This window comes from Kitasatospora sp. NPDC088861, from assembly GCF_044750105.1.
Classification (GTDB): Bacteria; Actinomycetota; Actinomycetes; order Streptomycetales; family Streptomycetaceae; genus Kitasatospora.
This window is the reverse complement of sequence record NZ_JBIVJF010000006.1, coordinates 151434-171871: the sequence shown is the minus strand read 5'-3', so window position 1 is coordinate 171871 and position 20438 is coordinate 151434. Positions and strand designations below refer to the sequence as shown.

Annotated in this window: 17 protein-coding genes; 8 read left to right on the top strand and 9 right to left on the bottom strand. The window is 73.4% G+C overall.

Annotation, left to right across the window (positions count from 1 at the left end):
• Window positions 1-61: 61 nt before the first annotated feature.
• Complete coding sequence (locus ACIP37_RS13970; protein ID WP_063352486.1) at window positions 62-235, bottom strand: CsbD family protein; 174 nt, start codon at window positions 233-235, stop codon at window positions 62-64.
• A gap of 140 nt (window positions 236-375) precedes the next feature.
• Window positions 376-1215 (bottom strand): SDR family oxidoreductase, encoded by an 840-nt coding sequence (locus ACIP37_RS13965; protein WP_400843831.1) that lies wholly within the window; start codon window positions 1213-1215, stop codon window positions 376-378.
• 110 nt (window positions 1216-1325) lie between these two features.
• On the opposite strand from ACIP37_RS13965, the gene ACIP37_RS13960 reads away from it, so the two are divergent.
• Both ACIP37_RS13960 and ACIP37_RS13955 read left to right on the top strand, forming a co-directional pair.
• Window positions 1326-1697 carry a helix-turn-helix domain-containing protein gene (locus ACIP37_RS13960; protein ID WP_363584348.1) on the top strand — a complete coding sequence of 124 codons (372 nt, stop codon included), beginning with the start codon at window positions 1326-1328 and terminating at the stop codon, window positions 1695-1697.
• 145 nt (window positions 1698-1842) lie between these two features.
• On the top strand, window positions 1843-3396 hold the full coding sequence (locus ACIP37_RS13955; RefSeq protein ID WP_400843828.1) for a bifunctional phosphatase PAP2/diacylglycerol kinase family protein: 1554 nt from the start codon (window positions 1843-1845) through the stop codon (window positions 3394-3396).
• Window positions 3397-3408: 12 nt separating this feature from the next.
• On the opposite strand, the gene ACIP37_RS13950 is transcribed toward ACIP37_RS13955, so the two are convergent.
• The 4 genes from ACIP37_RS13950 to ACIP37_RS13935 all read right to left on the bottom strand — a co-directional run bounded on the left by ACIP37_RS13950 (window position 3409) and on the right by ACIP37_RS13935 (window position 10905).
• Window positions 3409-4425, bottom strand: a complete 1017-nt coding sequence (locus ACIP37_RS13950; RefSeq protein WP_400843825.1) for a YihY/virulence factor BrkB family protein — start codon at window positions 4423-4425, stop codon at window positions 3409-3411.
• Window positions 4426-4580: 155 nt separating this feature from the next.
• Complete coding sequence (locus ACIP37_RS13945; protein WP_331744879.1) at window positions 4581-4751, bottom strand: hydrophobic protein; 171 nt, start codon at window positions 4749-4751, stop codon at window positions 4581-4583.
• Between the two features lie 84 nt (window positions 4752-4835).
• Entirely contained in the window at window positions 4836-7385 is a 2550-nt protein-coding gene (locus ACIP37_RS13940) for a SpoIIE family protein phosphatase (protein ID WP_363584353.1), read from the bottom strand.
• A 70-nt stretch (window positions 7386-7455) separates the two neighbouring features.
• Window positions 7456-10905: a HAMP domain-containing protein gene (locus ACIP37_RS13935; RefSeq protein ID WP_400806789.1), complete on the bottom strand. Its 3450-nt coding sequence runs from the start codon at window positions 10903-10905 to the stop codon at window positions 7456-7458.
• Window positions 10906-11218: 313 nt separating this feature from the next.
• Between ACIP37_RS13935 and ACIP37_RS13930 the strand changes: the two genes are divergently transcribed.
• The 5 genes from ACIP37_RS13930 to ACIP37_RS13910 all read left to right on the top strand — a co-directional run bounded on the left by ACIP37_RS13930 (window position 11219) and on the right by ACIP37_RS13910 (window position 15591).
• A complete protein-coding gene (locus tag ACIP37_RS13930; RefSeq protein ID WP_400843821.1) occupies window positions 11219-12163 on the top strand; it encodes an RNA polymerase sigma factor SigF in 945 nt (314 codons plus the stop codon).
• A 114-nt stretch (window positions 12164-12277) separates the two neighbouring features.
• Window positions 12278-12673 carry an STAS domain-containing protein gene (locus ACIP37_RS13925; RefSeq protein ID WP_400843818.1) on the top strand — a complete coding sequence of 132 codons (396 nt, stop codon included), beginning with the start codon at window positions 12278-12280 and terminating at the stop codon, window positions 12671-12673.
• Window positions 12674-12814: 141 nt separating this feature from the next.
• Entirely contained in the window at window positions 12815-13294 is a 480-nt protein-coding gene (locus ACIP37_RS13920; RefSeq protein ID WP_363584361.1) for an ATP-binding protein, read from the top strand.
• Window positions 13295-13525: 231 nt separating this feature from the next.
• Window positions 13526-15205, top strand: a complete 1680-nt coding sequence (gene ctaD / locus ACIP37_RS13915; RefSeq protein ID WP_363584363.1) for a cytochrome c oxidase subunit I — start codon at window positions 13526-13528, stop codon at window positions 15203-15205.
• The gene (locus tag ACIP37_RS13910; RefSeq protein ID WP_363584365.1) at window positions 15202-15591 is read left to right on the top strand and encodes a cytochrome c oxidase subunit 4; all 390 of its coding nucleotides are present in this window, start codon (window positions 15202-15204) and stop codon (window positions 15589-15591) included. Before ctaD ends, ACIP37_RS13910 begins: the two co-directional genes overlap by 4 nt.
• A gap of 45 nt (window positions 15592-15636) precedes the next feature.
• Here ACIP37_RS13910 and ACIP37_RS13905 read toward each other — a convergent pair whose 3' ends face one another.
• Entirely contained in the window at window positions 15637-17259 is a 1623-nt protein-coding gene (locus ACIP37_RS13905; protein ID WP_400331929.1) for a cytochrome bc complex cytochrome b subunit, read from the bottom strand.
• A gap of 547 nt (window positions 17260-17806) precedes the next feature.
• Between ACIP37_RS13905 and ACIP37_RS13900 the strand changes: the two genes are divergently transcribed.
• Window positions 17807-19171, top strand: a complete 1365-nt coding sequence (locus ACIP37_RS13900; protein WP_363622673.1) for a threonine/serine exporter family protein — start codon at window positions 17807-17809, stop codon at window positions 19169-19171.
• Between the two features lie 192 nt (window positions 19172-19363).
• On the opposite strand, the gene ACIP37_RS13895 is transcribed toward ACIP37_RS13900, so the two are convergent.
• Both ACIP37_RS13895 and ACIP37_RS13890 read right to left on the bottom strand, forming a co-directional pair.
• On the bottom strand, window positions 19364-19519 hold the full coding sequence (locus ACIP37_RS13895; protein WP_363584371.1) for a DUF6131 family protein: 156 nt from the start codon (window positions 19517-19519) through the stop codon (window positions 19364-19366).
• 238 nt (window positions 19520-19757) lie between these two features.
• Window positions 19758-20159: an SsgA family sporulation/cell division regulator gene (locus ACIP37_RS13890; RefSeq protein WP_400843813.1), complete on the bottom strand. Its 402-nt coding sequence runs from the start codon at window positions 20157-20159 to the stop codon at window positions 19758-19760.
• Window positions 20160-20438 lie beyond the last annotated feature (279 nt).

Sequence of the window (20438 nt, the reverse complement as noted above, 5' to 3'; positions counted from 1 at the left end):
ACGGTTGAGCCGGCCGGGGCGTGGCGGGGCGGCCGCGCGGGCGCGGCCGCCGTGCTCCGGGTCAGTCCTTTCCGACGTCCTTGATCTTCTCGCCGGCCTGCTTCAGGTCGCTCTTGATCTGTTTGCCCCGGCCCTCGGCCTCGACGACCCGGTCGCCGGTGGCCCGTCCGGCGGCTTCCTTGGCCTTGCCGTGGACCTTCTCGGCCGCGTTGTGCAGCTTGTCCTTGGCACTCATCGGATCACTCCTCTCGGTAGTGGGGGCTCGGTCCGCCCCGGACGGCGTCTGCCCGGGATCGGCGGTTCCACACCCGGAACATCCGGAGTCGGCCGCCAGCCGTGAGCCGGTGCGGTGCCGACGGGGCCAGTCGGGCAGGCTCAGCGGAAGGCGGCGACGTTGCGGGCGGCCCAGTCGGCGAAGGGGCGCGGGGCGGTGCCGAGGACCCGCTGCACGTCCGGGCTGACGCGCAGCTCGGCCGGGTTCGGGGAGCCGAGGATGTCCAGGGTGTCCTCGGCGAGCTCCACCGGCATGCCCTGGGCCATGGCGGCGGCGGCCTCGTCGCGGGTGAGGTCGTGGAACCGCACCGGCGAGCCCAGGGCGGCCGCGATGGCCTGCGCCTGCCGGCGCGGGGTGATCACCTCCGGGCCGGTCAGCTCGTACACGCCGCCGCTGTGCCGGTCCTCCAGCAGGCAGGCCGCCGCGACGTCGGCGATGTCCGCCGGGTCGATGATCGGCACCCCGACGTCGCCGAAGGGCGCGGCGACGACCCGCTGCGCGCGGACGGACTCGGCCCACCACAGGGCGTTGGAGGCGAAGCCGCCCGGCCGCAGGATGCTCCAGTCCACACCGGACCCCCGCAGGACGTCCTCCAGTTCGCTCATCGCGATCCGCGTCGGGCCGAAGGGCCTGGTCGCCACGCCCTGCGAGGAGAGCAGGACGATCCGGCGGACCCCGCCGGCCACGGCCTGGCCGATGAGGTCGGCCGGGTTGGCCCCGGCGGCGTGCAGGTCGCCGGACAGCAGCAGGAAGAGCGCCTCCGCCCCGTCCAGCGCGGGTTCGAGGCCGGCCGGCCCGGCCAGGTCGGCCGCCACGTGGCGGACACCGTCCGGCACCGCCACCGCGTGCCGCGACACCGCCGTCACCTGTCGGCCCGCCTCGGCCAGTGCCCGCGTCAGCGGTCGGCCCACATTGCCGGTGGCCCCGGTCACCACGATCATGGTCAGCTCCTCGTTCGACGTCCGCCGTGGCCGTTGCGGCCTCGGTGGTCCTCACGCTAGGAGCCAGGGCTAACCCTTGGTAAGGACATACCTTGACGTAAGCTCAGGACATGGTGGTAGGTGTGCAGGACAGGCAGGGCGAGGCCGGGAAGCGGTATGAGGTGTTTCACACCGACTGCCCCGCGCGCGAGGTGGTCGACCACGTGACCAGCAGGTGGGGCATCTGGGTGCTGATCTCCTTGCGGAGCAACGACCTGCGGTTCTACGAGCTGCGCGAGAGCATCCACGGCATCAGCGAGAAGATGCTCGCCCAGACCCTGCGCGCGCTGGTCCAGGACGGCCTGGTCTGGCGGAGGGTCGAGCCGACGACGCCGCCCCAGGTCACCTACGGGCTGACCGAGTTCGGTCAGGACCTCGGCGAGCCGCTGGCCGAGCTGTTCGACCGGATCACCCGGGGGCTGCCGCCGCGCGACGCGGGATAGCAGGGAAGGGACAGCGGTCGCACCGAGCTCCCCTGCTGGGGGAGTTCCGGGTCCTGCACGCGGCCCGTCACGGCCGCCCGGCCGCCGCGACACACCCCTCGGCCTCTTCCCCGGCGTTGTCGCCCGCCCGCCGTAGGTTTGTCGGATGAAGCGACTGAAGACCACCCGACTGGACGCCATAGACCGAGCCCTCTTCGACCGCATCGCCGCCGCGCCGCTGCACGGCACCCGCCCCTGGCTGCGGGCGCTGAGCCGGGCTGCCGACCACGGGGTGCTGTGGATGGGCACCGCCGCCGTCCTCGGCGCGGTCGGCGGACGCCGCGGGCGACGCGCGGCCCTGCGCGGCCTCGGCTCGCTCGCCATCGCCTCGGCCACCGCCAACACCGTCGCCAAGCACGCCACCCGCCGGCCCCGCCCGGTGCTGGACGCCGTCCCGGCCGTGCGCCGGCTGCTGCGCCAGCCCGTCACCACCTCCTTCCCCTCCGGTCACTCCGCGTCCGCGGCGGCCTTCGCCGCCGGTGTGGCGATCGAGTCCCCGCTGCTGGGCGCGGCCGTCGCGCCGGTCGCGGCGGCGGTGGCCCTCTCGCGCGTCTACACCGGCGTGCACTACCCGGGCGACGTCCTGGCCGGTGCGGCACTGGGTACGGCGGCCGCCGCCGCGACCCTGCACTGGTGGCCGCGCTCGTCCGACGTGCCGCCGCCCGCCGCCCCGGCCCCCTGTCCGGCCCCGGCCCTGCCGCAGGGGAGGGGGCTGTCGGTGGTGGTCAACTCGGGCTCCGGCAGCGGCTCTCCGCTCGCCCCCACCGCCGAGGACGTGGCCGGGACGCTGCGCGCCCTGCTGCCCGAGGCGGACGTCCGGGTGTGCGGGCCGCAGGACGACCTGGCGAAGATACTGACGGAAGCCGCCGACCGGGCCGCCAGGGCCGGTGGCGCGCTCGGGGTGTGCGGCGGTGACGGCAGCGTCAACCTGGCCGCGGCGCTGGCCGTCGAGCGCGCGCTGCCGTTGGCGGTCTTCCCCGGCGGCACCCTCAACCACTTCGCCCTCGACCTCGGCGCCACCACCCACGAGGCCACCGCCGAGGCCGTCCAGGCGGGCACCGCCGTCGGCGTGGACCTGGGCCTGGCCGCCGACGACGCCGGCGCCCGGACCTTCGTGAACACCTTCAGCCTCGGCATCTACCCCGAACTCGTCCACCAGCGGGAGAAGTTGGGGAAGCGCATCGGCAAGTGGCCGGCCCTCGCGGTGGCCGTCGCCAAGCTGCTGCCGACCGCCGAACCCGTCACCGTCCACGCCGACGGCCGCCCGCACCGGCTGTGGCTGCTGTTCGCCGGCAACGGGGCGTACGAACCGGCGGGCTTCGCCCCCACCCACCGCGCCGCCCTGGCCGACGGACAGCTCGACGTCCGGGTCGTCGACGGCGGCCGGCCCTTCGCCCGCACCCGCCTGGCCGCCGCCTTCCTGTCCGGCACCCTGGACCGGTCCCGGGTCTACCGGGCCGCCCGGCTGCGCGCCCTGGACCTGGACTCCCTCGGCGACGCCGCCCGCATCGCCGTCGACGGCGAGAGCGTCCCCGCGCGCGGCGCCCTGCGACTGTCCAAGGTCCCGGCCGGGCTCACCGTGTACCGGCCCGCGACCGCCGCCCCGGCGAGCGAGCCGCGCCGCCCGGGCCGGGACGGGCGAAGCGGGGGCGGGCGGTAGCCGCAGGGGGTGTCACCGGGCGTCGGGGGACGACGGGCCGCGCGGCCCGTCGTCCCCGGCCCCGTCGGGCCGCTCCCCGTCGTGGAAGGAGACCTCGACGTGCTGTTCGGGGCGGCGCTCCTCCTGACGGGCGACGGAGGACAGCACCTTCTCGTCGGCGGCGGTGAGCGGCGGTTGCAGGAGGCTGCGGGGCCACAGCCGACGGGCGAGCACCGCATTGGCCTCGGCGGCGTACACGGTGATCTGCGCGGCCAGGTAGAGCCAGGAGAGCAGGCCGATCACGGTCGCGAAGAAGCCGTAGACCTGGCCCGCGTGGCGCAGCTCGTGGGTCACCAGGAGCGAACCGAACGCCTGGAGGACGGTGAACAGGGGCCCGGCGACGGCGCAGCCGGGCAGCAGGGCCCGGGTCGGGATCTCGCGCGGGGTGAGCACGCGGAAGCAGGCCAGGCACAGGGCGGTGTTCAGCAGCGCCGAGACCAGCAGGCCCCCCACCCGGGCGGGCACCCCGCCCAGGGCGCTGCCGACCAGCGAGGCGGCCGCCGTACCCAGCACCAGGCCGGCGCCCAGGACCGTGAACAGCAGCAGGCCGCGCCCCAACCGGGGCCAGTAACCGGGCCGCTGCACCCCGGGCACGTTCCAGACCTCGGCCATGGCGTGCTGGAGGACCTGCGTGATGCCGAGCGCCCCGTACAGCAGGCCGAGCGCGCCGATGGCCAGTGCCAGACCGCTGCCCTGGAGGGAGTGGACGTTCTGGCGCAGTTGGTCGCCGATGATCGGGAAGTCGGCGAGCGCCGAGTTCAGCACCGACTGCTGGGCCCCGGGGCGGCCGTGCAGGACGAAGCCGAGAACGGTGCTGAGCAGGAGCAGCAGCGGGATCAGGGCGACGAAGCCGTAGTACGTGATCAGGGCGGACAGCAGCCCGCCCCGGTCGTCCCCGTACTTGCGCACGACGCCGATGACCACGGCGGGCACCCGGCGGTGCTGCTGGAAGCGGTCCACGGCCCGCAGGCCTTGTTCGATCGGGTTCATGCCCCGGCGTCTGCCCCGGCCCGCGCCCGCGACACCCGCCGGTTCCGCCCCCCGGGGGGCGGTGCGGGAGGCGCGCACGCGCGAGCCGCCGCGCAGGGGCTGCGCGGCGGCTCGGGCGCCCCGGCGGCCGGCGACGGGGCCGTGCGTACGGCGGGCTACCAGCGGTACCAGCGGCCCCGTCCGCCGGAGGAGGTGGTGCCGCGGGCGAGGAAGCCCAGGAGCCAGACGACGAGGACCGCGAGGGCGACCCACCACAGCACCTTCAGGGCGAAGCCGAAGCCGAACAGGAGCAGGGCGAGCAGCAGGACCAGGACCAGGGCGAGCACGGGAACCTCCTCGATCAGGGGACGCGTCGATTCGTCCCTCGGCTGCCCCGGTTCGCCGCGGACATGCACCTGCCCGTCCGACCGCTACCGCACCATCACTCCGACCAGGCAGGTGTCGTCGTCGGTGTCGGCGTTGCTGTAGCGCAGCAGGTGGTCCAGGAGCTCTTCGAGGTTGGCCGAGCCGGTGTCCGAGCCGGTGGCCGACCCGGCGGCGGACCTGGTGGCGGACCCGGTGGCCGACCCGGTACGGGAGTCCTCGGCGAGGGCCGTCAGGCTGGTCAGCGACGCCTGGAGGGATTCGTCGCGGCGCTCGATGAGCCCGTCGGTGTACATCACCAGCGTGTCGCCGGCCTCCAGGACGAGCTCGCCCTGCTCGTAGTCGGCGTGGCCGATCGCGCCGAGGAGGATGCCGCCCAGCTGGGGCAGGATGTCCGCCCGCCCGCCACGCAGCAGGACCGGCGGCGGGTGCCCGGCGCGGGCCCACCGCAACCGGCGGGTCGCGGGTTCGTAGAGGCCGCACACCGCGGTGGCCGTGACGTTGTCGGTCAGGTGGTGGGTGACGCTGTTGAGCCAGCTCAGCAACTGGGCCGGCCCGGCGCCGGTGGCGGCCAGGCCGCGCAGGGCGTTGCGCAGTGCGACCATGCCGGTGGCGGCCTCGATGCCGTGCCCGGAGACGTCGCCCACGCACAGCAGGACGTCTCCCGAGGGCAGGGCGAGGGTGTCGTACCAGTCCCCGCCGACCAGGTGGTCCTTCTCCGCCGGGCGGTAGCGCACGGCGACGCTCAGGTCGTGCAGGTCCAGCGGGCCCCGGGTGGGCGGCATGATGGCGTGCTGGAGCTGGAGGGCGAGGCGGCTGCGTTCGGCCGCCTGCTGTTCGCTCTGCGCGAGCTGGTCGCGGGTGGCGGCGAGTGCGACCTCCGTCCAGTGCTGGGCGGAGATGTCCTGGTAGGCGCCGCGGACGGTGCCGAGACCGCTGTCCGGAGCGCTGCCGGGATCGCCGTCGAGACCGCTGCCGGGATCGCGGACGGGCTCCGCGACGACGCGGATGTGGCGGGTGACGCCGTCCGGCCGCTGGAGGCGGAAGGCGGTGGAGGCCGGGCGCTGGTGGTGCAGGAGGGTGCGCAGGAACCGGTCGATGGCGTGGCGGTCGTCCGGGTGGGCGTGGTCGGGGAGCTGGTCGAGGGCCAGGGGCGCGGCGGTGGGCGGCAGCCCGTGCAGTTCGAACACCGTCTCGTTCCAGGCGATCTGCCGGGTCCGCAGGTTCTCCTCGAACCCGCCGATCCGGCCGAGCCGCTGGGCGTGCTGCAGCAGGCGGGCGACGCGCGGGGTGCCGTCGTCGAGGCGCCAGACGACCGCGAGGTGGCTGCCGTGCCGGCTGATGCTCACCTGCGCCCGGGTGGTCAGCGGTACTCCGTCGACCAGGGCGGCGAGGCGCATGTCCTGGGCGCGGAAGGGTTCTCCGGTGGCGAAGACGTGTTCGACCTTGTCGGCCAGGCCGCCCGGTTCGGCCGCCAGCGGGTACGCCTCCAGCAGGCGGGTGCCGGTGATCACGCCGGTGGGCCGGCCGGCGAAGTCGACGAAGGCCGGGTTGAGGTGCCGGATCACGAACCGGGGCGGGAACTCGTCGCTGTCCGGCGCCGCCCGCAGGATCATGCACGGGTCGAGCAGGCCGTCGGTGAGCTGCCGCAGTTCGCCGAACTGCGCGTCGGCCGGGTCGCAGGCGGAGGGCTCCTGCCCGCTCCAGGACTCCAGCGTGGTGGCGGCCAGCTCGGCGAGCGCCTCGAACTGGCGTTGGAGCGGCTGGGAGCGCTCGGGCAGCGTGCCGGGCCAGCAGATCTCCAGGACGCCGATGAGCCGCCCGCCGACGCCGGCCGGGACGGCGAGCCGACCGCCGTGGATCTCGTGCTGGCCGATCGAGGGCAGCGAGGCGCCGGCGAGCGTCGGGTAGCCGACCGCCGCCCGCTCGTCCAGGGCACGGCGGGCGGGGGTCGGAACGCCGGGCGGGACGTGGCGCCAGCGGCGTGCCTCCTCCTCGGGGAAACCGGCGCTGCCCGCCAGCGACAGGGAGAGGTCCGGGTGGGCCGCCCAGATGGCGACGGCGGCCACGCCGAGCGGTCGCAGCGCGTGCTCCAGCATGGAACGCGCCGCCGCCGCCGCGTCACCGCTCGCGAGCACGTCCGCCTCGGCACTGCGCAGCCGCACGGCCACCGCTTCGGCCGGGGGAGCCGAGGCGTCCGCGACGAACTCGCGGGCGAGGGCGGAGATCTCGTCCGCCGCGGCCTGGTTGACCAGGTCGGCGGCGAGCGCCAGGACCGTCACCCCGGCCTGCTCCGCGAGGCTCTCCAGCTGCCTGGCGGCCTCGGTGGGCCCGCACCGCAGGCGCTCCACCAGCACTCCGACGCCCATCTCGACGACGGCGCGGCCCGCCGCCTGGGCCTGGGCCTGTTCCAGTTCCAGCCTGAGCCGCTCCACCGTGGTGGCGAGCCGGTCGACCGCCGCGGACTCGCCTCCGGAGCGGGCCCGGGCCGCTGCCTGCGCCTCGGCAGCGCTCCGCTGCGCTCCGACCCTCGGCGTGTCGGCCGGTCCGACCGCTGCGGGACGGTCCGTGGCGCGCGGCTCCTGCGGATGGTGCACGGCTGTCGGCTCCTGAAGTCTGGACTGTCGGGGTGGGCGCGAGGGGACACGGGGGCATGGGACAGGGCGACTACCGGGTGAGGTGGTCCCTGATCCTGCCGATCACCGCGTCGGCGTCGACCGGCTTGGTGATGTAGTCGCTGGCTCCCGAGGCCAGGCTCTTCTCCCGGTCGCCGATCATGGCCTTGGCGGTGACCGCGATGATCGGCAGCCCCTCGTGCTCGGGCATGGCGCGGATCGCCGCGGTGGCGGTGTAGCCGTCCATCTCGGGCATCATCACGTCCATCAGGATCACGTCGATCCCGGGGTGCGCGCGGAGGGCTTGGAGCGCGGCGAGCCCGTTCTCGGCCTGGAGGACCCGCATGCCGCGCAGCTCCAGGATGCTGGTGATCGCGAAGAGGTTGCGGTCGTCGTCGTCGACCACCAGCGCGGTGCGGCCGGAGAGCACCGGGTCGGCCCCGCGGCCCCGGGCGGGGTTCCCGTCCGTCCGGCGCACCGGGGGCAGGACGCGCCCGGGCCCGTCGGCGCTCATGTGGAGGGCGATGCGTTCGCGCAGCTCGTCGAGGCTGGAGATGAGCTCCAGCGGCCGCTCCCCCTCCGGGCGGACGGCGTGCTCGTCGTCGGTGGTGACGCCCCGGCTGTTGTGGGCCAGCACCGGGACGGTGTGCAGGGCCGGGTCGCGTTCCATCTCCGCCAGGAGCGTGGCCGCCGCGCTGTCCGGCAGGTCGAGTTCCAGGACGACGCAGTGGTACGGGGCGGTGGCGAGCGCAGTGGCGGCCTCCGGGGCACCGACCGTGGTGACTATCTCGACCCGGCGCTGCGCGCCGGCGGAGCGGGCGACGTCGGCGACGGCGTTCTCCGCCACCAGGGACAGCAGGCCGTTGGGGCGGCCTTCGACCACGAGCAGGCGCCGTGGCTGACCGGCGGGAGGCGAGGGGGCGCGCTCCGGGGCCTCGGACGGGCCGGTGCCACCGGTGCCCAGCGTCCTGCGGGCCCCGTCGGCGCCGGTCTCGGCCAGGTCGGGGCGGGTCGCGGGGACGTAGAGGGTGAAGGTGCTGCCCCGGCCCAGGGTGCTCTCCACCGTGATCGCGCCGCCGAGCAGGTAGGCGATCTCGCGGCTGATGGACAGCCCGAGGCCGGTGCCGCCGTACTTGCGGCTGGTGGTGCCGTCGGCCTGCTGGAAGGCGCCGAAGACGCTCTCCACGTGCTGGGGGGCGATGCCGACTCCGGTGTCGCTCACGTGGAAGGCGAGTACCGGGCCGCCGCGCCGGACGGCGTCGGGCAGGTCGGTCTCGTCGGCGGGCTCGATGCGCAGTTCGACCCGGCCCTGCTCGGTGAACTTGACGGCGTTGGACAGCAGGTTGCGCAGCACCTGGCGCAACCGGTAGTCGTCGGTGAGGAGTTCGGCGGGGATCTGCTGGACCGTCCGCACCGTGAAGGCGAGGTTCTTCTGGCTGGTCAGCGGGCGGAAGGTGGCTTCGACGTAGTCGAGCAGCGCGCGCAGCGGCACCGCCTCGACGTTGAGGTCCATCTTTCCGGCCTCGACCTTGGACAGGTCGAGGATGTCGTTGATCAACTGGAGCAGGTCGGAGCCGGCGGAGTGGATGATCCCGGCGTACTCGACCTGCTTGGCGGTCAGGTTGCGGGTGGGGTTCTGGGCGAGTAGCTGGGCGAGGATGAGCAGGCTGTTGAGCGGCGTGCGCAGTTCGTGGCTCATGTTGGCCAGGAACTCCGACTTGTACTTCGAGGCGAGGGACAGCTGGTGGGCGCGCTCCTCCAGTTCCTGGCGGGCCTGTTCGATCTCCAGGTTCTTGGTCTCGATGTCGCGGTTCTGCGCCGCCAGCAGGTCGGCCTTCTCCTCCAGCTCGGCGTTGGAGGCCTGCAACTCGTCCCGGCGTGACTGCAACTCCTGTGAGCGGACCTGGAGTTCGGCGGTGAGCCGCTGGGACTCGTCGAGCAGCTCGTCGGTGCGGGCGTTGGCGATGATGGTGTTGACGTTGACGCCGATGGTCTCCATGAGCTGGTCGAGGAAGTCCAGGTGGACCTGGGTGAACGGCCGGACGGAGGCCAGTTCGATGACGCCGAGGACCTGGTCCTCGACCACGATGGGCAGCACCACCAGGGACAGCGCCCCGGTGCGGCCGAGGCCGGAGGCGGCGGCCAGGTAGTCCGGCGGCAGGGCGTCGACGGTGATGGCGCGCCGGCTGCGGGCGGCCTGGCCGACGAACGACTCGCCGAGGCGGAAGCGGGTGGGGCGCTCGCCGTCGGGGAAGGCGTAGGAGCCGACCAGCTGGAGCACCGTCCCGACGGGGCTGTCCTCGGCGAGGTAGAAGACGCCGCACTGCGCGCCGACGAGGGGGGCGAGTTCGTCCATGACGGACTCGGCGACGACCCCGAGGTCGCGCCGGCCCTGCATCAGGGCCGAGAAGCTGGCGAGGTTGGTCTTGAGCCAGTCCTGCTCCTCGTTGGCGCGGGTGGTCTCGCGCAGGGACCCGACCATGGCGTTGATGTTGTCCTTGAGGTCGGCGACCTCGCCGGAGGCGTCCACGCTGATCGAGCGGGTGAGGTCGCCGGCGGCGACGGCGCTGGTGACCTCGGCGATCGCGCGGACCTGCCGGGTGAGGTTGCCGGCCAGCTCGTTGACGTTCTCGGTGAGGCGCTTCCAGGTGCCGGAGACGCCCTCCACCTCGGCCTGGCCGCCGAGCCGGCCCTCGGTGCCGACCTCCCGGGCGACCCTGGTCACCTCGTCGGCGAAGGAGGACAGCTGGTCGACCATCGTGTTGATGGTCTCCTTCAGTTCCAGGATCTCGCCGCGCGCGGTGACGGTGATCTTCTGCGACAGGTCCCCGCGCGCGACCGCCGTGGCCACCTGGGCGATCGCGCGGACCTGGCCGGTGAGGTTGCCGGCCATGAAGTTCACCGAGTCCGTGAGGTCGCGCCACGTCCCCGAGACGCCCTTGACGTCGGCCTGGCCGCCCAGGATGCCCTCGGTACCGACCTCCCGCGCCACCCGGGTCACCTCACCGGCGAACGAGGACAGCTGGTCGACCATCGTGTTGACGGTGTTCTTCAGTTCCAGGATCTCGCCCCGGGCGTCGACGGTGATCTTCTGCGACAGGTCCCCCTTGGCCACCGCGGTGGCGACCTGGGCGATGTCCCGCACCTGGGTGGTGAGATTGCCCGCCATCGCGTTGACCGAGTCGGTCAGGTCCTCCCAGGTGCCCGACACCCCGGGCACCTGGGCCTGGCCGCCGAGCCGGCCCTCGGTGCCGACCTCCCGGGCGACCCTGGTCACCTCCGAGGTGAACCGCGACAGTTGGTCGACCATGCCGTTGAACACCGTGGCGATCTCGCCCAGCAGCCCGTCCGCGTCGCCCGGCAGCTTGGTGCTGAAATCGCCGTCGCGCACCGCCGTCAACCCGGCCAGCAGCAGCCGCAGTTCCGGCTCACCCACCTGCGCGGCGCCCGCCCCCTCGTCCGGGCGGTGCTGTGAGTCGCGGGACGTGGTCGGGCCAGCCATCGAACGTCGCCTCCGTGGAACGCCGGGCCGACTGGCCCGAATCCGGTCGTGGGCACCCCGAAGGACGGGCCGGGGGACCTGGCCGTCGTTCCAGGTGTTGTACCGCCCTCGGAGGCTACCCCAGCCCGCACACCGCCGGACAACGGTCGCCACCCGGTCGTACGCCCCGCCCGTCGCCCGGACGCGCGTCCGCGCCCCGGCGCCGGTGCGGGCTTCACGAAACCTCCACGGGGGGCGGCTGCATCGATCCGCCGACACGGGGTACCGGGGGGCAGACCGCGCCGACACGAGAGAGCACGAGAGAGGGAGTCCGATGGCCACGACCACTGGGGAACTGCCCGCCTCCGCCCACCCGTCGACGGGAGGTCCGTCCCGCACGGCCGCTCCTGCCGGAGAGCCCCGGGACCTGCCGTTGCCGGAACTCGCCGACGCCGGAGGGCTTCGGGACCTGCTCCCGCCGGAGTTCGCCGACGCCGGTGACCTGCGGGAGATCGCGCCGGCCGACGCGCGCGAGCTCAACAAGGTGCTGCTGCGCCGGCTCCGCACGCTGGAGGAGGGGACGAAGGAGTACTCCTACGTCCGCGCCACCCTGGTCGAGACGAACCTGTCCCTGGTGAGGTTCGCGGTCCGCCGCTTCAACTCGCACCGCGAGCCGCAGGAGGACCTGCTCCAGGTCGGCGCGGTCGGCCTGATCAAGGCCATCGACCGCTTCGACCCCGACCTCGGCGTCGAGTTCACCACCTTCGCCATACCGACCGTCCTCGGCGAGATCCGGCGCCACTTCCGCGACACCACGTGGGCCGTCCACGTGCCGCGGCGCCTCCAGGAACTGCGCATCCTCCTGGCCAAGGCGCAGGAACGCCTGTCGCAGGACCTGGACCGGGCCCCCACGGTCGCCGAACTCGCCGAGCACCTCGCGCTCTCCCCCGAGGAGGTCGTCGAAGGGCTGACCGCCGCGAACGCGCACACCGCCGGCTCCCTGGACCTCGGCGGCAGCAACGACGACGACGCCCCCGGCCCCCTGGGCGACCGGCTTGGCGAGGACGACCGGGACCTCGCCCTCGTCGAGGACCTGGTGACGCTCAAGCCGCTCATCGCCGACCTGCCGGAGCGGCAACGGCTCATCCTGTCCATGCGCTTCTGCGAGGACATGACGCAGTCGCAGATCGGCGCCCGCCTCGGGCTGTCCCAGATGCACGTCTCCCGACTGCTCAGCCGCACCCTGCGGCACCTGCGCGACGGGCTGGAGGACGACTGAGCATGTGTGGCCACACGAGCCCCGGGGAGGACCAAACCGGGCGCACACCCCCGTGTTTGGCAGTCCGGCACAACCTCCGTATGGTCGGAAGGCATGGACATGGAGGAGACGACGATGATGCCATTCGACGACGTTCGGGCGGCCGCCGCGCCGGCAGCGTGCCCGCGGCCCGCGGAACTGGTGGTCGAGACCCGTGCCACGGCCTCCGGCGCGGTGGTGTGCGCCCTCGTGGGCGACCTCGACATCGAGACGCTCGCCTCGGCCGCCAACCTGCTCACCAGCGTGATCGCGCAGCGCCGCGGCGCGGTGGTGATCGACCTCGCCGGGGTGGGCTTCTGCGACTCCTCCGGCCTGAACCTCCTGCTCAAGACCCGCCTCGCGGCGGCGGAGGAGGGGCTGGACCTGCACTTGGCCGCCGTGGCGCCCACCGTCATGCGGGTCCTCGAACTGACGGGCGCGCAGGCGGTGTTCTCCATCCACGACTCGGTCGACGAGGCCCTGGCGGCCTGACCGCCCCGGCTCGGGCCGCCAGGGCCTCGGCCCGGGGCCGGCCGCCCCGGCCCCGGTTCGACGCCGGCACGGGGCATAATCCGAGAACTGCCGGGAAACCGACCGTGCGAGACCGCCGTCGATCCGAAAGGGTGTCCTCACATGACGATGAGCCGGGGAACCCTGGACGGCGACCCGCACCAGCCGGGCCCGGTGCTGCCCGTCGGCGGCCAGCGCAGGCGGCTGACCCTGTCCGGCATCCCCAAACCGGTCGCCCACGCCAGGACCTTCACCGCCCGCGCCCTCGACGACTGGTACGCGTCCGCCGCCGGGCCCGGCGCCGGCGAAGGCGCCCTCGCGGACGTCGTCCTGCTGGTGGCGGAACTCGTCGCCAACGCCATGCTCCACGGCGACGGCCCGCTGGAACTGGTCCTGGACGCCACCGGGACCCGCCTGCGGGCCGAGGTCAGCGACCGCAGCCCGACCCTGCCCACCCCGCGCCGCCCGCACAACCCGGCCCTCCCCGGCGGCCACGGCCTGTTCATCGTGGAGCGGACCGCCGACCGGTGGGGCGCCGAACCGCACAGCCACGGGAAGACGATCTGGGCCGAGTTCGACGCCTCGCGGCTGACCCGCGGCTGATCCGCCGCAGACCTGCGGCTGACTCGTGGCTGACCTGGGACGGCGCCCCACCGGATCGCACCAGTGCGCCGACTTCGTCATCCGCGCCCGGTCGGGGCCGCCACGCCGACTCCGGTTCAGGGGCCCGCGCGACGGCGGGTGATTGCATGGCGACACAGCGTGTGTCCCGGCGAGCGTCTCCGCGTCTTTCCCCTGCGGGTACGGGCGGGCCCCGGCAGGAGGAGGAAGCGGATGGCGCAGACCCGGCGGCGGGCCGCCGCCCGCCCGGCGCCCGGCGTGGCCCGCCGGCGTCAAGGCTCGGCGGTGCTGCGGTGGTTGAGCACGACCGACCACAAGGCCATCGGCAACCTGTACCTGACGACGGCGTTCGGGTTCTTCCTGTTCGCCGGGCTGCTGGCGATGCTCATGCGCGCGGAGCTCATGCGGCCGGGACTGCAGGTGGTGAGCAACGAGCAGTACAACCAGTTGTTCACCATCCACGGGACGATCATGATGCTGCTGTTCGCCACACCGACGTTCGCCGGTTTCGCGAACGCCGTGATGCCGCTGCAGATCGGTTCCCCGGACGTGGCGTTCCCCCGGCTGAACGCGTTCACGTACTGGGTGTACCTGTTCGGCGGCCTGATGGTGGTCGGGGGCTTCCTGACCACCGACGGCGCCGCGTCGTTCGGCTGGTTCGCCTACGCCCCGCTGAACGGGCCGCTCCACAGCCCGGGAACGGGCGCCGACCTGTGGGCCGTGGGGCTGATCGTGGCGGGTCTGAGCACGATCCTGGGAGCCGTCAACTTCATCACCACCATCGTCTGCCTGCGGGCACCGGGCATGACGCTGTTCCGGATGCCGGTCTTCACCTGGAACGTGCTGTTCACCTCGATCCTCGCGCTGCTCGCCTTCACCCCGCTGACCGCGGCGCTGTTCGCGCTGGAGGCGGACCGCAAGCTGGGCGCCCACGTCTTCGACCCGGCCAACGGCGGGGCGATGCTGTGGCAGCACCTGTTCTGGTTCTTCGGCCACCCCGAGGTGTACATCGTGGCGCTGCCGTTCTTCGGCATCATCTCCGAGGTCATCCCGGTGTTCAGCCGCAAGCCGGTCTTCGGCTACTACGGACTGATCGGTGCCACGATCGCGATCACCGCGCTGTCCGCGGTCGTCTGGGCCCACCACATGTTCGCCACCGGCCAGGTGCTGCTGCCGTTCTTCTCCCTGGCCTCGCTGCTCATCGCGGTGCCGACCGGGGTGAAGTTCTTCAACTGGATCGGCACCCTGTGGAACGGCTCGCTCTCCTTCGAGACACCCATGCTGTTCTCCCTCGGCTTCCTGGTGACCTTCCTCCTCGGCGGGCTGACCGGCGTCCTGCTGGCCGCGCCCCCGATCGACTTCCACGTCACCGACAGCTACTTCGTGGTCGCCCACCTGCACTACGTCCTCTTCGGGACGGTCGTGTTCGCGATGTTCGCCGGCTTCTACTTCTGGTGGCCCAAGATCACCGGCCGGCTGCTGGACGAACGCCTCGGAAGGATCCACTTCTGGATGCTGCTGCCCGCGTTCCAGATCACCTTCCTCGTGCAGCACTGGCTCGGGGCCCAGGGCATGCCGCGCCGCTACGCCGACTACCTGCCCTCGGACGGCTTCACCACCCTGAACACCGTCTCCTCGGTCGGTGCGTTCCTGCTGGGCGCGTCGACCCTGCCCTTCCTGTACAACGTGTGGCGCACCGCCAGGTACGGGGTCCGGGTCACCGAGGACGACCCGTGGGGTTACGGGCGCTCCCTGGAATGGGCGACCTCCTGCCCGCCGCCGCGCCACAACTTCCACGCCCTGCCCCGCATCCGCTCCGAAGGCCCGGCCTTCGACCTGCACCACCCGGAGTATTCGCGCACGGCGCTCGAAGGCGAGGAGAACGCGCGGTGAAGACCGAGTCCTACCTGTTCGCGGGCGTCGCGCTGTTCTTCGCCGTCGCCGCTTCGATCTACGGCTGGTTCGCCCGGGAGCCGGCCGGCAAGGCGGCGCTGGTCGTGGCCTTCATGATGTCCACGCTGATCGCGTTCTTCTTCCGGACCCAGTACTCCCGCCGCGGCCGTCGGCCGCAGGACCGCACCGACGCCGAGATCGTCACCGGCGCCGGGCCGCTGGAGTTCTTCGCACCGCGCAGCTACTACCCGCTGCTCACCGCGGCCGGCGTCGCGGTCACCGGGCTGGGGCTGGTGTACGCCTTGTGGCTCTTCCTCATCGGAGCGGGTGTGACGGGCGCCGGCGTCCTGGGCTTCGTCTTCCAGCACGCCCAGCGCGCGCAGTGAGTCCGGCCGGTCGGCGGTGAGCGCTGAGTGGTGAGCGGTCGGTCGTCACCGCTCGGAGCGTCCCGCGTCGGCGGGCGCGAGCGGCCCCGGCCGCGGCTCGTCCACCGCCGTCTCCACGTTGTCCCGGTAGTACCAGGAGCTCAGGGCGGCCCGCAGCCGTGCGCGCCGCGAGGCGCCCTCGCCCGGCGCCGGCAGGGGAAGCGGGGCGTCGCGCAGGGCCAGCGTGTAGCGCAGGCCGGCGGGGAGCGGCCGGTGCTCGCCGTGGAAGGCGCCCTCGACGGCCTCGTGCACGAACCCGGTCTCGTCGCCCTCCGTCACCCGTTCGAGGTCCCGCTCCTGCAAGGCCAGGCACAGGCGCCGGGTGATCCAGAAGGCCGCCACCGGCCCGACGAACAGGCCCACCCGCAGGAACCGGTTCAGGCCCTCCACCGGCACGTCCAGTGCCCGGGCGACGACGTCCTGGCCGCCGGCGACCAGCAGGACGACGTAGAAGCACGTCCCGGCGACACCCAGCGCCGTCCGGGTCTGCCGGTTGCGGGGGCGGTCGCACAGGTGCTGCTCGCCGCTGCCCGGGGTGATCCAGCGCTCGAAGAACGGATAGCCGTACAGGGCGGCGAAGAACAGCAGCGGGAACAGCACGGCCGGGATCAGCGGGTTCCAGGCGACGGTGTGGCCCCACAGCCGCGTCTCGGCCCCGGGCATCAGCCGCAGCGCGCCCTCGATGAACCCCATGTACCAGTCCGGCTGCGCGTCGGTGGAGTCCTGGTCGGGGCGGTAGGGCCCGTACAGCCAGATCGGGTTCACCTGGGCGAGGGCGGCGGCCAGCGCCAGCACCCCGAAGACCATCGCCATCAGGCCCGCCGTCTGGACGCTGAAGTGCGGGAAGAGGGGCTTCCCGACGACGTTGCGGTCGGTGCGTCCGGGCCCGGCCCACTGGGTGTGCTTGAGGTGGAAGACCAGGATCAGGTGCGCGGTGATCAGGCCGAGCAGGAGACCGGGCAGCAGCAGGATGTGCGCGCTGTACAGGCGGGGGATGATGTCGTGCCCGGGAAGCTCCCCGCCGAAGAGGAAGAAGCTCAGGTAGGTGCCGACCAGCGGGACCGACAGGATGAAGCCCTGGGCCGTGCGCAGGCCGGTGCCGGAGAGCAGGTCGTCGGGCAGCGAGTAGCCCGCGAAACCCTCCAGCAGGGCGAGCTGGAACAGCGTCAGTCCCACCAGCCAGTTGACCTCCCTGGGGCGGCGGAACGCGCCGGTGAGGAAGATGCGCAGCAGGTGCGCACAGATCGCGGCGGTGAACACCAGCGCCGCCCAGTGGTGGATCTGGCGGATCAGCAGGCCGCCGCGCACGTCGAAACTGATCGACAGCGTCGAGGCGTACGCCTGGGACATCCGCACCCCGCGAAGCGGCGGGTACGTTCCGGCGTACACGATCTCGGCCATGGACGGTGTGAAGAACAACGTCAGGAAGACGCCGGTCAACAGCAGCAGCACGAAGGTGTAGAGCGCCAACTCGCCGAGCAGGAAGGACCAGTGGTCGGGAAAGACCTTCCGGAGCAGGCCCTTGGCCCCGTCGAACAGCGGCAGCCGCCGGTCCAGCGCGACCGCCGTGTTCCGGGCGGCCCGCTCCGCCCGCCGCCCGGCCCGCGCCCTCCACCTCGACAGCCGCACGCCGCTCCTCCCGTCCGCTCCGATCGTGTGTCCCGATAGCCATATCCCGTGGCGGCGGGACGGCCGGACGGGGCTCGCCCTCCGTCCCGGGCTTCACCCGGACGGCCCCGGTTCGATGGCCGTTCGCCCTCTCAGGCCCCGGTGTCAGGCCGCTGAACTGCGGAATCTCCCCGGACCCCGGCCTGGACGCGGCGGGTCGGCCCACGAACGGCGGGCGTGAACGGACCCCCGCGCTCCGGTCGAGACGTTCACGAAATGATGGCTGCGGGTAGTCGAATGGGTGCGAAAGGTCATCAGGTGGGGGGTGTTGCAGGGAGCGACGATGCCGGAACACGAGCAGTTCGGCGTGCGGGCCGAGGCGGACGGGCCGGCGAGCCGGACCGGAAGAGTCCCGCCCCAGTCGAGTCCGGAGGGGGCCCCCGGGGCCGCCCCCGCCCCCGGGGAAGGTCGAGTTCCGGGGGAGGGCCGAGCTCCCGGCCGGCCGGCGCCGCCCGGGGCGGCGAGCGGATCCGCCGATGCCGACGGCACGGCGGCCTGGCCGGACCTGATGCTGCCGCTGCTGCGCACCCCGACCACCGACCGTCCGCTGGTGACCGGCGAACCCGGCGCGGACGACCCGGGGCCGGCCGCGGTGGCCGCCGTCCTGGACCTCGCGCTGCTGGTGGGCGAGCTGATGCTGGCCTGCGGCGAGGCCGCTGAGGACGTCGAGGCCGCCATGCTCGCCGTCGCGCAGGCCTACCGGGCCCAGCCCTGCGACCCCCAGGTCACCTTCACCCGGGTGGCGATCTCGTACCAGCCGGGCCCCTCGGAGCCACCCGTGACGGTCGAGCGGTCCGTGCGCCACCCGGCCGGGGACTACGCGCGGCTGGCCGTGCTCTTCCGGCTGGTCACCGAGATCACGACCGGCGGACTCGTCGTCGACGACGCCCACCACCGGCTGAGGGCCGTGCGCCGGCACTGCCGCCGCTACCCCGCCTGGCTCCTGGTCCTGTCCTCCGGCCTGCTGGCCGGCGCCGCGACGCTGCTGGTCGGCGGCCGGGCCGACGCCCGGGCCTGGCTGGTGTTCGTCAGCGCCGTCGCCGCGGCACTGGCCGGCGACCGGCTCGCGGCGCTGGTCGGACGCCACGACCTCCCGGAGTTCTACCGGATCGCGACGGCCGCGACCCCGGCGGCGGCGATCGGCATCCTGCTGTCCTTCAACGGGCTGAACCTGGGCGGATCGGTGGTGATCACCGGAGGGCTGTACACGCTCCTGCCCGGATGGCCCATGGTGGCGGCGGCGCAGGACGGCCTCGCGGGTTTCTACCTCACCGCGGCCGCACGCCTGATGGAAACGCTGTACATGATGGCCGGCGTGGTGGTCGGGGTGATGACCGTGCTCTACATCGGCGTCAACAACGGCGCCGACCTGGCGGCCCGGCCCGTCCCGGTCGCGGCGTCGAACCCGCCGCTCCAGCTGGTGGCGGCGCTCCTGCTCACCCTGACCTTCGCGGTGCTGCTCAACACCGAGCCGGGCACGCTGCCGGCCGTCCTGCTCAACAGCGGGGTCGGCTGGACGACGTACGGCGTCCTGGTCAACGCCGGCGGCGAGCCCATCATGGCCACCGGCCTCGCCGCCGGGCTGGTGGGCCTGTCCGGCCAGCTCATGGCCCGCTACCGGGGAAGCTCCTCGCTGCCGTACGTCACCGCGGCACTGGGGCCGCTGCTGCCCGGCTCGTTGCTGTACTTCGGGCTGCTCGCCTTCGTCCGGGGCGAGCCCGAGATCGGGCTCGTCGGTGTCGGGCGCGCCACGGCCACGGCGATGGCGGTGGCGATCGGCGTGAACCTGGGCCGCGAGGTCGCCCGGCTGTTCCTCCCCGCCCCGGGCGTGGTCCCGGCGCCCGGCCGCAGCGCCGGCCGCCACCGCCGCTGAGGGCTGGCCGTCACCGCCGCTGAGGGCCGGCCGCCTCTGCCGTTGAGGACGGTGGGCGGCACCGTGCGGCTGACGGCGCCGTGCGGCTGTCGGCGGCGGCACCCACGTGGTGCCGGGGCCGACAGCCGCACGAGCCGGTGAACGGGCGGATCAGGGGATGGGGCGGGTGGTGCAGAAAATAGGACGAGTGGATCAGTAGTAGTGACGACGCCCGCCGACGGCGTGTCCGACGGAGCCCGCGATCCACAGGACGAGGCCGATGACGGCCAGGATGATGCCGATGGTCCACAGGATCGAGATCCCGGTGACGAAACCGACGATGAGCAGGATGACGCCGAGGACGATCACGAGGTCCTCCCATGTGGTGACTGGGACGGTTGTCAGGAGGGGCGGTCCGGCCGTTCGATGGTGATGCCGGAACCGTCCGGGGGTGGTGGAGCCGTCGTTTCTCCGGCCGCGCCCATGATCCGCGTGTACCGCTCTGCGGGCCGGGCAAACCATCCCGCCCGCGGCGGAATGGGTTCGGTTCCCTCCCCGGGCACGCCCGGCCCTTCACCGAGCGGTCGCCGCCGTCGGCCGTGGCGGGTCAGGACCGGATCCGGTCGAGGACAGCGTCGATGTCGAGGTGGTCGGATTCGGTGCCGGCCGGTACCAGGGTGAAGGAGTCGAGGAGGAAGGCCGTCACGGCGTCCGCGGGGATGCTGATCACGGCCCGGCCGTTGTCGGCGCACAGGGTGACCAGGACCCGGCCCGCCCGCCCGGGCGCGACCGTCACGTCCCCGTGGCCGGCGGGGGCGTGGCGGCCCTCGTTCAGCAGGTCACGCGCGAAGACCCACCGCGCCTCCCCGCCGCCCCCGAGGGGCGGGAAGACCAGGCACACCGCGTACGGCAGCGAGGTGTCGAAGCGCAGTTGCGCCTCGACGGTCACATCGGGGAACGGGCCTTCGGGCAGCGTGACGGCGGTGGACCAGGAGGTGACGACGGTCATGCGACGGACTCCGTTTCTGGCAGTGGCGCCGGGTTGCCCGCAGCGGCACCGAGTGCCGGCGGCGGCAGCGCTCGGCTACCCGCCCCGGGCCGATTCATGGCCCTGATCCCGGAAACCCCGCGTGCGCGGCGTGTTCGATCGCGTACGGACCGCTCCGGCGCGGTTCCCGGTGCGAGGCGGGTGGTTTCCGTCCGGCGAGAAGGGGCAGCCGCCGCGTGGTCCCGCTGCCCGGACGGTCGTTCGTCCTCGTCCCGGACGCCCCGGCGCCTCGGAGCACCG